The 13,891-nt window shown below is 56.3% G+C and carries 16 protein-coding genes; 8 read left to right on the plus strand and 8 right to left on the minus strand.

The window, feature by feature from the left end:
* Positions 1–114: 114 nt before the first annotated feature.
* Entirely contained in the window at positions 115–498 is a 384-nt protein-coding gene (locus JYE49_RS11280; protein WP_093957391.1) for a hypothetical protein, read from the plus strand.
* Between the two features lie 45 nt (positions 499–543).
* On the opposite strand, the gene JYE49_RS11285 is transcribed toward JYE49_RS11280, so the two are convergent.
* Entirely contained in the window at positions 544–2,382 is a 1,839-nt protein-coding gene (locus tag JYE49_RS11285) for an ABC transporter ATP-binding protein (protein WP_093957390.1), read from the minus strand.
* Positions 2,383–2,536: 154 nt separating this feature from the next.
* Here JYE49_RS11285 and JYE49_RS11290 point away from each other — a divergent pair, with 154 nt between their 5' ends.
* Positions 2,537–3,895, plus strand: a complete 1,359-nt coding sequence (locus JYE49_RS11290; protein ID WP_093957389.1) for a M28 family metallopeptidase — start codon at positions 2,537–2,539, stop codon at positions 3,893–3,895.
* Positions 3,896–3,968: 73 nt separating this feature from the next.
* On the opposite strand, the gene JYE49_RS11295 is transcribed toward JYE49_RS11290, so the two are convergent.
* On the minus strand, positions 3,969–4,190 hold the full coding sequence (locus JYE49_RS11295) for a hypothetical protein (RefSeq protein ID WP_093957388.1): 222 nt from the start codon (positions 4,188–4,190) through the stop codon (positions 3,969–3,971).
* A 222-nt stretch (positions 4,191–4,412) separates the two neighbouring features.
* Here JYE49_RS11295 and JYE49_RS11300 point away from each other — a divergent pair, with 222 nt between their 5' ends.
* Entirely contained in the window at positions 4,413–4,901 is a 489-nt protein-coding gene (locus tag JYE49_RS11300; RefSeq protein ID WP_143754497.1) for a hypothetical protein, read from the plus strand.
* Here JYE49_RS11300 and JYE49_RS11305 read toward each other — a convergent pair whose 3' ends face one another.
* Positions 4,902–5,750: a patatin-like phospholipase family protein gene (locus JYE49_RS11305; protein WP_093957386.1), complete on the minus strand. Its 849-nt coding sequence runs from the start codon at positions 5,748–5,750 to the stop codon at positions 4,902–4,904. It abuts the gene before it with no gap.
* Positions 5,751–5,915: 165 nt separating this feature from the next.
* Between JYE49_RS11305 and JYE49_RS11310 the strand changes: the two genes are divergently transcribed.
* A complete protein-coding gene (locus JYE49_RS11310) occupies positions 5,916–6,422 on the plus strand; it encodes an RNA polymerase sigma factor (RefSeq protein WP_093957385.1) in 507 nt (168 codons plus the stop codon).
* A complete protein-coding gene (locus JYE49_RS11315; protein WP_093957384.1) occupies positions 6,409–7,452 on the plus strand; it encodes a hypothetical protein in 1,044 nt (347 codons plus the stop codon). The genes JYE49_RS11310 and JYE49_RS11315 overlap by 14 nt, the downstream gene beginning before the upstream one ends.
* A 61-nt stretch (positions 7,453–7,513) precedes the next feature.
* On the opposite strand, the gene JYE49_RS11320 is transcribed toward JYE49_RS11315, so the two are convergent.
* From JYE49_RS11320 to JYE49_RS11340, 5 genes are all read right to left on the minus strand, one after another.
* Positions 7,514–7,789, minus strand: a complete 276-nt coding sequence (locus JYE49_RS11320) for a DUF4298 domain-containing protein (RefSeq protein ID WP_093957383.1) — start codon at positions 7,787–7,789, stop codon at positions 7,514–7,516.
* Between the two features lie 83 nt (positions 7,790–7,872).
* Positions 7,873–9,012 (minus strand): hypothetical protein, encoded by a 1,140-nt coding sequence (locus JYE49_RS11325; protein WP_093957382.1) that lies wholly within the window; start codon positions 9,010–9,012, stop codon positions 7,873–7,875.
* Positions 8,948–9,490, minus strand: a complete 543-nt coding sequence (locus JYE49_RS11330; RefSeq protein ID WP_093957381.1) for an RNA polymerase sigma factor — start codon at positions 9,488–9,490, stop codon at positions 8,948–8,950. The genes JYE49_RS11325 and JYE49_RS11330 overlap by 65 nt, the downstream gene beginning before the upstream one ends.
* A gap of 142 nt (positions 9,491–9,632) precedes the next feature.
* Positions 9,633–10,436 (minus strand): zf-HC2 domain-containing protein, encoded by an 804-nt coding sequence (locus JYE49_RS11335; RefSeq protein WP_093957380.1) that lies wholly within the window; start codon positions 10,434–10,436, stop codon positions 9,633–9,635.
* Positions 10,423–10,923 carry an RNA polymerase sigma factor gene (locus JYE49_RS11340; RefSeq protein WP_179217337.1) on the minus strand — a complete coding sequence of 167 codons (501 nt, stop codon included), beginning with the start codon at positions 10,921–10,923 and terminating at the stop codon, positions 10,423–10,425. The genes JYE49_RS11335 and JYE49_RS11340 overlap by 14 nt, the downstream gene beginning before the upstream one ends.
* 239 nt (positions 10,924–11,162) lie before the next feature.
* On the opposite strand from JYE49_RS11340, the gene JYE49_RS11345 reads away from it, so the two are divergent.
* The 3 genes from JYE49_RS11345 to JYE49_RS11355 all read left to right on the plus strand — a co-directional run bounded on the left by JYE49_RS11345 (position 11,163) and on the right by JYE49_RS11355 (position 13,885).
* Positions 11,163–11,801, plus strand: a complete 639-nt coding sequence (locus JYE49_RS11345; protein WP_093957378.1) for an SHOCT domain-containing protein — start codon at positions 11,163–11,165, stop codon at positions 11,799–11,801.
* 96 nt (positions 11,802–11,897) lie between these two features.
* Positions 11,898–12,578, plus strand: coding sequence for a response regulator transcription factor (locus JYE49_RS11350; protein ID WP_093957377.1), 681 nt, complete (start codon positions 11,898–11,900; stop codon positions 12,576–12,578).
* Positions 12,575–13,885, plus strand: a complete 1,311-nt coding sequence (locus JYE49_RS11355) for a sensor histidine kinase (protein WP_093957376.1) — start codon at positions 12,575–12,577, stop codon at positions 13,883–13,885. Before JYE49_RS11350 ends, JYE49_RS11355 begins: the two co-directional genes overlap by 4 nt.
* The last annotated feature ends 6 nt before the right edge of the window (positions 13,886–13,891 follow it).

The raw sequence follows: 13,891 nt of genomic DNA on the forward strand, positions 1-13,891 counted from the left end.
GGACAATAACCCCCCTGTATTGTTCCGTCTTCGCCCTGTTTTCCCGGATCCGGACATGGTACACTTGCATTGTCGGATAATAGACCCGGATTGATTGAAAGGAGGATCATTCCCATGCGGACCGACTGGGTCATGAGAAGTTTCCCGGAAGAAGAGAAAAAGCAGCCCCCGCGTCAGGAGGACAAGCCCATCTCCCCCGCGGTCGGACTGGGTATCGTGGCATTCTTCATATTTCTTCCTTTTGTGGGCAAACTTTTCAGCGCTGTCCTCCTCGTATTCGGGACCATCTTCCGTTTCCTCTCCGGCATACTGAAGGAATTCTTCCGCGCCGCTCCTGATGAAGCTGCTTTCCTGACCGGCGTCTGCATCGGCCTGAGGCTGTATTTCCGTTTCCGCAGGAACAAAAACACCGCTGAAGAACCGAAGGCGCAGCAGCCTTCCGCCGACGTACCGGAAGAAGAAATTCCCGCACCCCAGGTTCATCATGCAATCAAATAAACAGGGCCCCGTTCGGCTGAACGGGACCCTTTCTGTTGCTTTTCTTTACGCTTCCGCTTTGCTGAACTGGGTTTCATACAGCTCCTGGTAGGTGCCGCCGGCATGAACCAGGTCCTTATGCGTACCCCGCTCCACGATTTCTCCGTCCCGGACCACCAGGATCTCATCCGCCGCCAGAATCGTGGACAGCCGGTGGGCGATCAGGATGGAGGTACGCTCCTCGATCAGCGGATTGATGGCCGCCTGGATCGCCGCCTCGGAGATGGAATCCAGAGCGGACGTCGCCTCGTCAAAGATCAGCAGGGCCGGATCCTTCAGCAGCACCCGGGCAATGGAAATCCGCTGTTTTTCACCACCGGACAGCTTCAGGCCCCGGTTGCCCACCATGGTATCCAGGCCTTCCGCCTGGTTGCGGATGAAGTCATAAATGTTGGCCTTTTTGCAGGCCTCGATCATCTCTTCCTCCGTGGCGTCCGGCTTGGCGTAGAGCAGGTTCTCCCGGATGGTGCCGTTGAACAGGTAGGTTTCCTGGGTCACCACACCCACCTCATCCCGCAGGGAATGCAGGGTATAATCCCGCACGTCCGTGCCGTCAAAGGTGACGCTGCCCTTCACAGGATCCCAGAGCCTGGGAATCAGGTTGACGATGGTGCTCTTTCCGCTGCCGCTGGGGCCGACAATGGCCACGCAGTCCCCGCTGTGCAGGGTGAAGGAAATATCCTTCAGGATCATCCGCTCCCCGTCATAGGTAAAGTCCACATGATCAAAGACGATCTCGCCCTTCGCGTTCGTCAGTTCCTTCGCCCCGGGTTTGTTATCGATCTCGGGCTTCATGTCATAGTATTCAAAGATCCGGGTAAACATGGCCATGGAACGGATCCAGTCCACCTGGATATTCAGCAGGCTGTTCACCGGGCCGTACATGCGGCCGAGCAGCGCCACCAGCACCGTGATATCACCGACGCTCAGGGTGCTGTCATGCTTCATGATCAGGATGCCGCCCACCAGGTACAGGAGCATGGGGCCGATGGTAGTCAGGGTGCTGAGGAGCATAAAGAACCAGCGGCCGGCCATCCGCTCCCGGATGTTCAGTCTGATCATCCGCCCGTTGGCTTCCTCATAGCGCTCATATTCCGATTTCTCCCGGCCGAAGAGCTTCACCAGCAGCTGTCCGCTGACGGAAAGCGTTTCATTCAGGATGCCGTTGATTTCATCATTGCAGGCCTGGGCCTCCCCCGCCAGCTTCCACCGGCGTTTGCCGGCCATGCGGGTGGGCAGGGTAAACAGCGGCACCACCGCGATGCCCACCAGCGCCAGGATCCAGTTTTTCCGGAACATGGCGATCACCGCCACCACCAGGGTAATGGTGTTGGACAGGATGCTGGTAAAGGTGCCCGTCACCACGCTCTCCACGCCGGAGATATCGCTGGTCATCCGGGTGATGATGTCACCCTGGTTGGCCGAGGTGAAGAACCGCTGGGACATCTTCTGCAGATGCCGGTACATCTGGTTCCGCATATCAAAGGAGATATGCTGGGCGATCCAGCTGTTCAGGTAGGTTTCCGCCACGCTGATCAGGTTGGAAGCCAGGTACAGCAGCAGCGTCAGGACAATCAGCCGGATCAGGGCGGAAAGCCCCGCGCCGAACCAGCCGCCCAGGTCCTTGCCGGTGAGCACGTCGATGATGTTACCGGTGAGGATGGACGGGAACAGGCTGCAGACCGAAGACACCACAATGCATGCCAGCACCAGGAGCAGCTGCTTCCAGTAGGGCTTCAGGTAGGAGAAAACCCTGGCAATCAGCTCCTTGGTAATCTTCGGGCTGTTCTTTTTTTCTTCTTCTGTGAGGTAACTGCCCCTCCGGGGGCCGCCGGGACCTGCCATATGGATCCCCTCCCTTTCCGTTCCATTATATGCGACCGTCAGAAGCAGAGCAAGAATTTGTACCATCCGGCTCTGTCTTTTTTTGTTTCCGGAATTCTGGTATAATCTGCAAAGATATTAACTTTACATTTTTCCGCGGGAAGGGGACTGGCGGATGGACATCTGGAACAAGAGCAGGGAACCTAAGGAAAGCGTTTCCTACATGGTGGAGGAGATCACCCACATCTGCCGGAAAATCGGCAGGCGTTCTCCGGGCAGCGCCGGCGAACAGGCGGCGGCGGAATATTTTGCCGGCGTCCTGGAAAAAAAATGCGGCTGCGCGGACGTGAAAACGGAGTCCTTTGAGGTACATCCGGATTCTTTCTACGGGTATTTTTACTTTTCCGCCTTCTGCGATATCCTCTGCGGAGTGCTTTTTTTCAGCGAACCCTTCCTGAGCATCCTGTTCGGCCTGATGGGCGTACTGCTGTTCATCTACCACTTTGTGCTTTACCGCAAGCCGCTGGATCCCCTGTTTCCCAAAAAGCAGGGCACCAACGTCACCGCCGTACGCCCCTGCAGCGGCGAGGTGAAACAGCGCATCTTCCTGAACGGCCATACGGACGCGGCCTGGGAATTCCCCATCAACTACCGCTTCGGCGGCATTGCCTTTGAAATCCCGGGCATCGCAGCCACCATCGGCGTGTTCTGTTATATGATCCTGTCCTTCCTGTCCCTGTGCGGCGTGGACGTGTATACCGCGGGACTGCGGTGCCTGGTTTTCATTCCCTTCTTCCTGCTGCTGACCATCACCTATAACCCGTTGCGGGTTGTGGACGGCGCCAACGACAACCTGACCGGCTGCCTGATGGGCGTGACCCTCCTGAAGGAAATGGAAGAACAGGGGATCCGGCTGGAAAATACCGAAATCGGCGTCATCCTGACCGGATCGGAGGAAGCGGGCCTGCGGGGTGCCAAGGCCTGGTGCGAAGCACATAAGGAAGATTACCGGGACGTGCCTACCTGCGTGATTTCCTATGACTCCATCTATAACCCGGACTGGCTCATGGTCAACCGCCGGGATCTGAACAACACCGTGGACTCGGACGAAGACCTGTGCGACTACTTCCTGCTGGCGGCGGAAGACGCCGGCGTTCCCTGCCGGGACGGCAAGGTGCCGCTCTTCGGCGGCGCCACGGACAGCGCGGCCTTCACCCAGGGCGGGTTCCGGTCCATCGGCATCACCGGCCTCAGCCACAGGCTGGAGCGGTTCTACCACACCCGGCTGGACACGCCTGAAAACCTGAGCCCCGGCGCGCTTGAAAACTGCTACCGGGCCACTGCGGAGTTTATCCGCAGCGCCGACCGGGACCTGATCCTGGTTCCGAAGGAGCCGGAAGAAGTACTGGTGGAACTTGCGGAAGAAGCAGATATGCCGGTAAAAATCCCGGAGGAATCCTTCACTGAAGAGGCAGAAGAAGAGCTGCCGGAAACCGAAGAAGCAGTCCCGCCGGAAGAAAGCACAGAAGAATAAAAAAAGACGGGCTCCGTTCCCCCAGGACGGAGCCCTATATATAAACAGCGGCTTGTGATGATTGAGAGGTCTGTCAGTTCTCTGATTCTCGTGGAAGAAAAAGGTAATTCTTCCGGGGTTCCGCAATTGTCCGCAGCTCGGGAATCACGCGTTCAAGGCACAGCACCAGGGCGTGGCCCGGCATGGTAAAGGAAACAGAAAGCTCTCCGGTCACAGAATCGCGCCGGATATGAAAGGAATAGCTGTCAAATCGGTTCCCCTGTTTTTTGATCATCACAAGCCGGTGTTTTCTCATCTCTTTTTACCTCCCTACTTATTAGACGAAAAAAACAGGCATTTTGATTCATGCTTTTGTAAAAAAAGTGTAAATTCTTTGTAAATTGTCCGAATTTTTGGATGCAATCTGTTTTTTTGCACAAATTTTAATCTGATTCTCCTTTTTTTCACATCGATTGCGTGATACACTTTTCCAGTATCATAGGAATGATTTATCCACCAGGGGGAGATGATCGAATATATGGGTAACAACAATCAGGGCTGGAACTGGAACTGGAATTGGAACTGGGAATGGGACAAGCATTCCGGTGAACACCAGAAGTCCTATAAAAAGCAAAACCGCCACAAGCGGAAAATCTGGCCGGCGATTATCATGTTCTGCCTGTTCGGCCGTCCGCTCATCCGCGTGGCCGCCAGCGTCTTCCGTTCCCTGGCCCGTGGTTTCAGCTCCGGCATCTCTGCGCTTTTCTCCGTTTTCACTTCCGCTTTCCGGGCCACTTCCGGCACAGCGATCCTCGGCGGGCTGGTTGTCGGTGTGATTATCGGCCTGTATGTATATAAGCACAAATTCGGCCGCAGTCCGGCTGCCGCGGATGAAGAGGAAGAGCCGGCAGAAGAAAAAGAACCGGCACAGGTCGATCCCGTACCGATTCCCATGACCCTCGGCAACACGCCTTCCTCTTCCGACGAGGAGTACGTTCCCCAGGTCTATAACACCTTTGGAAACTGATTATTTTCCCAGGAATTGAAGAAGCTCCGGCAGGCGCTTTTCCGCCTCCCGCCTTCCCAGATGATATACCCGGTCGAGTTCGGCCGGGTTCTTTTCTGTATGGCCGATCCGCAGCGCCTCCGGCGGACGGATCACAAAGGAACTTCCTTCCCTTTCCCGGCGGCTGATTTCCTCCATCTGCCGGTTATACATTTCATGCCGGACAGCCATGGCCTCAATGATCCGGGGATACCGGCGCAGGAATAGCTTCATCACAGCCAGGCCGGAAGCCGGCTTTTTCCGGTAGCCTTCCGGCTGGGTGAGGATGATCACATTCCGGTCATAGCCCAGCCCTTCCATATAAGCATAGGGCACGGCGTCCGCGATTCCGCCGTCCAGGTAAAACCGGCCCTCAATCTCCACCGGCCGGGAAACCCCGGGCATGGAGGCGGAAGCCTGCAGCCACCGCATATCCAGGCTGCTGCCGTCCCTGCACTGATGATAGACACATTTGCCGGTTGCCACGTCCGTCGCCCCGGCATAGAACGCCATGGGGTTGGCCGCAAAAGCCTGCCGGTCAAAAACGTCCAGCTCGTCCGGCAGTTCCCGGTAGCAGAAGTCCGCCCCGTACAGATCCCCGGTGCGGATCAGGGACCGGATGCTGCAGTAGCGGGGATCCGCGCAGTATTTTTTGTTGTAGCGGAGCGCCCGGCCGATCTGGCCGGACTTGTAGTTGCAGCCGAAGACCGCCCCGGCGGATATGCCGGCAATGCCGTCAAAACAGACGCCCTGCTCCATCAGCACGTCCGTCACGCCGCAGGTGAACATTCCCCGCATGGCGCCGCCTTCCAGTACCAGACCTTTCTTCATCCGCGTCCCTGCCTTTCTCCTGACAGTATACCAGAGCCGGTCCTTAAACGCCGGCTTTTTTCCGGTTTCTTTGGTGTTTTAGTGTATAATAAAAAAAGTTTTTTCACCAATTGGCCTCTTTTCCGGGCCGGGTCGTCTAATCAGTGTTGAAAGGAGGGAAGCGCATTGGATCAGGATATGCGCAGGGAATGGCTGGACAGCCTTGTCACCGAATGGGAAAGGCCTTTGCTCCGGCTCTGCTTTGCCTTTCTGTGCGATACCGCGCTGGCGGAAGACGCCGTACAGGAAACATTTATCAAAGCCTGGAGAGGCAGCGATCACTTCCGTGCGGATTCGTCAGAAAAAACCTGGCTCACGCGCATTGCCGTCAACACCTGTAAGGATCTGCTGAAAAGCGCCTGGGTACGGAATACGGACCGGTCCGTAACCCCGGATCTGCTGCCGGAAGGCTCCGTCCCCTTCGATGAGCGGGACGACACCGTTACGCGTGCGGTGCTCGCCCTTCCGCCCAAGCTGAAGGAAGTGACGCTCCTGCACTGGTATCAGGGAATGACGCTGGATGAGATCGTCAGGGTGCTGAGGCTCCCCCGTTCCACTGTCAACTATCGACTGAAAAAAGCAAAAGCGATGCTGAAGGATAAACTGGAGGACTGGTACTATGAAGACGAATAAGGATTCGCTCCGTTCCGCAATGGACAGGCGCCTTTCCTTTCTGGATGAACTTCCCTCCTGCCGCGCCGGGCTGTATCAGCGCATCGCTCAGGAGGAGGCACCTGTGATGAAGAAAAAACTCTCTGTTGGTTTGGTATTCGCAATTGTCCTGGTTCTGCTTACCGTGGCAGCCCTGGCTGCCGGCCTGCTGATTTCTCCCCGGGTCTCCGCGTCCCGTACCGCCGATATTGCCCTGAAGGATCAGTACGGCATCACCGAAGAAATGCAGACCTTCTTCTACCGCGAGGAAGAGCCCCTCGAGGACGGCAGCTTCCGCGTCACCTACACCGGCGTTTACGGCCTGGACTACGTGCTGGGCACCTACACCGCGCTGGTTAAGGACGGCAAGGCGGAAATCACCTGGAGCCGTGAAGGTGCTGACGTTTCCGGCGGCTATGAAGCCGACGCCTGGGGCGCTGAACAGCTGAAGCAGATGATGACCGACGCCGCCAAAGATAACAAATTATCCTACACACAGAAGGCTGCGGACATTGCCGAAAAGCACACCGGCCAGGAATATGACATCCCTTCCGAAACACCGGAAGCCGTTCCGGATGATCTCCCCGAGGATCACGAGCTCACCCAGGATGATATAGACCGGCTGAACCAGCGGGAGGGTGAAAAGACTTCCGCACTCGAAGCCCGAAAGCTCTCCGAGGATGAGATGATTGCCATCGGCCGGGAGTTCATCATCTCCAGTTACGGCCTGAACGAAGAGCAGATTTCCCGTCTGGAGCTGTACACCAACCGCGGCCCGACCATGGAACTGCTGGCCCTCATCGGAATCACTGAAGTTCCTGAACAGAACCCCAACGAATGGTATGAAACCATCAAAGGCATTCCCTGCTTCGAGGTGGAATACCTGCTGTACAGTGAAGGCGGCGATGAAAACCGCACCGAGAAAGACGGCTACTACATCGTCTACGTCAACGTGGAAACCGGCGCCGTCGAGCAGTTTGAGTACAACTCCGCCCTGGGCGGCTGGGGCTGATCCGGCACACCCGTAAAGAAGAAGCTCACCCTGTGGTGAGCTTCTTTTCGTATACGTGTAATCAGCCGAGGCGTTCCTTCAGGTCCCGGAAGCGTTCCAGCACGCTGTCGATCCCGTCTTCGGACAGGACGCCCCGCTTCAGGTCCGCGGGCAGCTTTCCCGCGGCATCCGCGTCAAAGTCCGCCTTCCATTCCCGGCTTGTATAGTACTTTTCCAGTTCCTTCAGCTCCGCCTGGACGGCGTCATAAGCCTCCAGTGCTTCCTCCGCCTGCCGGGCTACAGCCTCCGCGCGGTCCAGGATCTGCTCGTACCGGGCAATCCGCTCCAGCCTCTTCATATTTCTCCGCCCCTCGTTTTGTTTTCCCCATTATAGCACAAAAACAGGCGGGGAGAGGATGATCTCCCTGCCTGCCTCATTCATTACTGTTTCTCTTCAAATTGAATCATGTGGAGCGGTATTTTCACGAACCAGTTTCCCTCCACAATAGTTGTGGCTCCCGTGATCCTCACCTGTGCCTTCAAAACAGCCTGTTCGGCCTCGGCAGGGGTGCAGGGGAATACATATTCCTCCCAGTCCGGGAAATCATCCCCGTTCTCATCCCAAAGCCATATATATGTGCCGCCCGGCAGGTCATCCTTATGGGTGTACCAGGGACTGAACCCGTCGTCCAGCGTCATCTGGATCCAGGCCGACACAGGAAAACCCTCACTGTCTCTACCAAACTTCACCATATAATGATCCGGATAATGAATCTGTACATGCAGCGCTCCGTCAATCCAGCCGATTCCGCTCAACTCAACATATTCATGAAGCGGTATCCCCAGGTCCTGTGTATAGTCCAGGATCCGGAAGGACTCAGGCGCTATACTTGTTCCCGCTTCCGGGTCATTATACGAGCGCGCGTTATCCGGAAGGGTCGTCGTCTTTACGTCCTTTCCATACTGTTCCAGCAGCGGATGAAGATCCGTTCCCTCTACTTTCTCTATACCCAGTTCAGTCACAATGAAAGGGAATTCATAACTCCCGCTGATCGGCTGGTCATATTCAGTTTCCGAGGCACAGATCATTTTTTTCTCAGCCGGGTCATAACCCAGTATTGTCTCCCTGGATGAAACAACTGTAATGTTTTTACGGCTGTGATCCAGGTCCGTCGCTCCTAAGGCGCTGAAGTTGTAGGTATGCTCATTGAGCCGGTCTTCCTCCAGATCCTGCATGGAGTATACAACATTCACCTTGTTGTCCTTCACCACAGCGGAAATCACCTCCATCCGGATGCCCTCGCTGTCACAGGTGGCATGTACAGGCATCAGGAACTCCGCCGCTTCCGGCCAGTACGCGTGCAGCCTGGCATTGACAACATCCACCGTTGCGGCCAGTGTGGTGGCGATTCCAAACACCAGCAGCACCGCGCAGAGAATCACCACCCGGGCAGGATACCTCCTTCCCGGTTTCACTTCAGCCGTCAGGCGCAGAACCTGTATATTACTTCTTTCCTCAAAGCCCGCAGGAGGCGTCCGCCGACCTTCCCGAAGCGCTTTCTTCAATTCTTCCTGAAGCATCCTCTGCTTCCTCCTTTCTCATCTCTTTCCGGATCATTTCCAGCCCGCGGGTAATCCTGGAAGAAACTGTCCCGCGGTGGAGATGAAGCGCCGCCGCAATCTCCTTCTCCTGCATTTCCTCATCAAATTTCATCAGCAGCGGCAGGCTGTATTTTTCATCCATTCCGGCCACATAGTCCGCGATTCCGCGCCCTTTTTCAGGCGCCTGCAGAACATTCTCCAGCGGTTCGATGGGCGTCGTCCTCTTCCGCCGGCGCAGTTCATCATGCGCCGCGTTAATCACGCTCCGCATCAGGTATCCCGGCAATGCCTCCTTCGTCCGGATCCTGGGCAGATGTTTCCAGGTGGATTCCACTGCGGCCGAAACCGCATCTTCCGCGTCCGCTTCCGAGCGAAGCAGATGGAAAGCGACCCGCCACATTGCCTGGCGTTTGGCTTTGACAGCGTCTATAAAGAGCTGTTCGTTCTGATCACTCATCCTGTCACATCCTTTTTATTCCTGTATCCGGATACACTATTAAGACGCAGAAATCCTGCTTTATGCTTCATTCGCCGCAAAAAAAGTTCATAAACATGAAAAAGCGCAGGGCTCCTGCCCTGCGCTTCCGGGTGATTCCGGCTTATTTCCATTCCGGGACCGCGTTATACATTTCTTCCATTTTGCTTTCATATTCTTCCATTATTTCCTGGTCTTCCGGCAGATTCCAGCCCTTCAAAGACTCTTCCATACCGGTTTTCCACCACTCCTCCTCGTACGCGTAATACGCTTCCATCTCTTCGGAGGCTTCCGGTATAGGATCACCCTTTTTCCAGATTGTCTTGTAATTGTCCGGACTGCCCTGGCGAATCTCGTCAATCTGCGGATCTATCTCAATAGACATCAGACTGCCCTTCCGCCGGTTTTCCAGTTTCTTCTCAGTACTGTGAATCAGAGGAACCCGGAAACGGAGATACAGGTTATACTTGCCGTCTTCTGTTCTTCCTTCAAACAGTACTGATGAATTGACTGAATCGAATCTTTCAGCGATTACTTCTATTTTGCCAGTCTTCATCTGGACAAGGTTCAGATGATATAAATCATTCTCCAGCGGAACCGTATCCCACTGCCATAACCAGCCGTACAGCATCAAGCCGCCGATCAGCACCACCAGGCTGATGACAGCAGGCAGCACCACCCGCAGAATCCGGCGGATTTTCTTCTGCCGCTTCATCTGCTTGAGCGTCCTGACAATGTCCCGCTGTTCCGCTTCATATTCCGCCCGGGTTTCTGCCGGCATATCCGCCTTCATTTCCTCATACTGCTTCCTGCATTCCTCGCAGGAGCCCATATGTTCCTCCACCAGCGCCCGGCTTTCATCGCTGGCGACCCGGTCCAGCACCAGGGGCATCAGGTCACGGACCACATTGCATTCATTCTTTTTCATGTTGATTCTCCTTCATTGCTTCCTGCAGCATGCACCGGGCCCGGTAGTAAGTCACCCGGGACCAGGCCTCGCTCTTTTTGAACAGCTCCGCAATCTGCGGATGGGACAGATCACAGAAAGTGCGCAGGGTAAACACCTCGCGGTAAGGCTCCTCCAGGCTGTGCAGGTACCGGTGGGCGATCATCGCCTGGTCCTTTTGCGCAAGGTTCTCCGCGAAATCATACGGCGCGGGGATTTCCTCCGGCAGCGGTTCCGTAGGTTTCCGCCTGCGAAGCGAATCGTAATACAAGTGCTTCGCGATCCCGCACAGCCAGGTATAGACGCTGCTTCTTCCGTCGAAACGATCGATGTTTTTGACCGCGCGGTAAAAGGTCTCCTGCATCAGTTCTTCCGCCAGCTCCGCGCTGCCGCTCAGCCGTGTCAGGTAGGCAGTCACTGTGCCGCTGTATTGCTGATAAATCTCATCCAGGTCCGCCGTAGTGCTCACCTCCCTTCCGCAGTACTGAAAGCCGCTTTCATCCTGTTTGTCGCAGTACCGGATCAACCGTTACAAACTTTTTCAAAAAAATTTCAGTTCATCATATCATATTTTCCGAACAGACAACGTAAAAAAATTTTGTCTTCAAGGTTTCTTTAAGGTTCCCGTGCAGAATATGAGGTGCCGGGAGAAACCACCCGGCCAAAAACCCGAAGAAAACAGCAATCAATGAACGGAGGTATATGATCATGAAGAAGACACTTGCACTGCTGATGGCCCTTGCCCTGGTCATCAGTGCCATCGCCCTCCCGGCGCTGGCGGAAAACAATACCGTGGACCAGACCACATCCGCAACTATGCAGACCGCCCGGGGCGGACGAGGCGGAAAAGGACAGATGCCCGGACAGAATAACCGGAACAGCCAGATGCCCCAGATGCCAAACCAGAACGGACAGAATGCCCAGCCCCCGCAGATGCCTGATCAGAGCGGCCAGAATGGCCAGCAGCAGATTCCTGACCAGAACAACCAGCAACAGCTGCCCGGTAAGATCAGCCGGAAAGGATTCCGCGGCGAAAATACTGCAGCCCGGACCGAGAAGCTTGAGCAGTGGCTGACCCAGCTGGTGACCGACGGCGTCATCACCCAGGAAGTTTCCGATGCGATCCTGACCCATGTGAAGGAACAGCTCACACAAGCCCAGACCGGCACCGCCGCACCCGCGGAAAGCGCCGAAGCCCCCGCAGAGGCCGCTCCGGAAGGCAATCCGGAAGAGCAGCTGCTGAAAGAAATGCTGGACAACGGCGTGATTACCCAGGAGCAGTACGACCAGTATGCCGCCCGCTTCTCCATGCCTGAAGCACCTGAAGCAGGAGCTGCCGGAACCTGATCCATTCCTTTCACCGGACTCCCGGATTATCCGGGAGTCCCTTGTTGCCGTTTCAGGCATGGCTGTGATATCATCGAAGCACGGAGGAAATAAAATATGCGCGTTTTGCTGGTAGAGGATGACCGGAAGCTTTCCGCGGCGGTCTGCAAGCTGCTGGAGAAGGAGCGGATCACCGTTGATCCGGTCTATAACGGAACCGACGGCCTGGACTGGGCTCTGGGCGGCGGCTATGACGCCGTCATCCTGGACGTCATGCTCCCGGGCCTAGACGGTTTTTCCGTGCTGCGCGAAATGCGGAAGGAAAAGATTGCCACCCCCGTGCTGATGCTGACCGCCCGTGCCGCGCTGGAAGACCGGCTGACCGGCCTGGACAGCGGCGCGGACTACTATCTGCCCAAACCCTTTGAATCCGCAGAGCTGGTCAGCTGCCTGCGTGCCATCACCCGCCGGGGAGACAGCACACCGGTGATGAACCTGTGTTTCGGGGATATTGAGCTGGAGCAGAAAAGCGCAAAGCTCCGTAACACGGAAAACGCGCAGGAAGTCCGGCTCGGTGCGAAAGAATACCAGCTCATGGAAATCCTCCTCCGGAATCCGGCACAGATCCTGACAAAGGAAACCCTTTTCGAACGGGTCTGGGGCCTGGAAAGCGACGCTGAATACAACACGCTGGAAGTATATATTTCCTTCCTGCGGAAAAAAATGGGCTTCATTGGTTCCCGGATGAAGATACGGGCTGCCCGGGGACTGGGTTACACCCTGGAGGAGGAAGCATGATCAGACGACTGCGCCGGCGCATGACCCTGATGGTGGTCGCTGTGCTGATCCTGGTCTCCGCCGGTATCGTGCTGGCCATTCACCTGGCCAATGAACACAGTATCGCCGCCCAGGCGGAAGCGACGCTCTCCATGCTGGCGGAAAACAGCGGTTCCCGTCCGGCGGACACCGGACGGCGGGAAGATATGCCCGCAATGAAGCCGGATGAGAACGACCCGGGCCGCGGCGCACGGATGAACCGGGGCAAAAAAGACTTCCGGGGTGAGCCGCCCGCCCTCCGCAGCGGTACCGAAGCCGATGCCGCCGGGCTGAGCAATTCCTATACCATTTCCCTGAGCGCAGACGGATCCGTCGCCTCCTGGACTTCGGACCGGACGGATCTGTATTCCGACGAGCAGGTATCCGTCATGGCGGAAAGTATCCTGGCGGAAGGAAAAGAAAGCGGCCGGATCGGCACCCAATTCTACCGGAAAACAGAACAGAACGGACAGACTATGCTGGTCGTACTGGACGCACGGCTGGATTACCTGTCCGCCTCCAACGTGCTCCGTTCAACCATCCTGATCGCGGCGGCAGCCTGCGTCCTGCTTTCCTTGCTGGCTGCACTGCTGATCCGGCGGATGGTACAGCCGGTGGAGGAAGCCTTCACCCGGCAGAAACAGTTTGTCTCCGACGCCAGCCATGAACTGAAAACGCCACTGGCCGTCATCTCTGCCAACGCCGAGGTACTGGAACAGGAGATCGGGGAAAATGAAAACCTGGGATATATCCGTTCTGAGATCCGGCGCACGGACGCCCTGGTCAACAACCTGCTGACCCTGGCCCGACTGGACCGGAAGGAAGGGACAGCAGAGATGAAGCCCTTCGATCTCAGCCATGCGGTGCTGAACGTGGTACTGCCTTTCGAAAGCACGGTCTATGAAGCCGGCAAAACGCTGGAAACGGATATTCCGGAGGGTATTGAATGCACCGGAAACGAGGAAATGATCCAGCAGCTGACCGTGATTCTGCTTTCCAACGCCCTGAAATATTCCAACGAAGGCGGACGGATTGAAGTAAGCCTGAAAGCCAGGGGAAAGCAGCGGGAACTGCGGGTGTTTAACACAGGCGATCCCATTGCCCCGGAGGATCAGGAAAAGATCTTTGACCGCTTCTGGCGGGCGGATCCCGCTCACGGCAGGGAGACCGGCGGCCACGGACTGGGGCTTGCCATCGCCCGGAACATTGTGGAAACGCACAAGGGCCGGATCAGCGTGGAAAGCAGCGAAGGAAAAGGAACAGCGTTCAGCGTGATATTGAACGCTTAACAGATA

Source organism: Aristaeella hokkaidonensis, from assembly GCF_018128945.1.
Taxonomy (GTDB): Bacteria; Bacillota; Clostridia; order Christensenellales; family Aristaeellaceae; genus Aristaeella; species Aristaeella hokkaidonensis.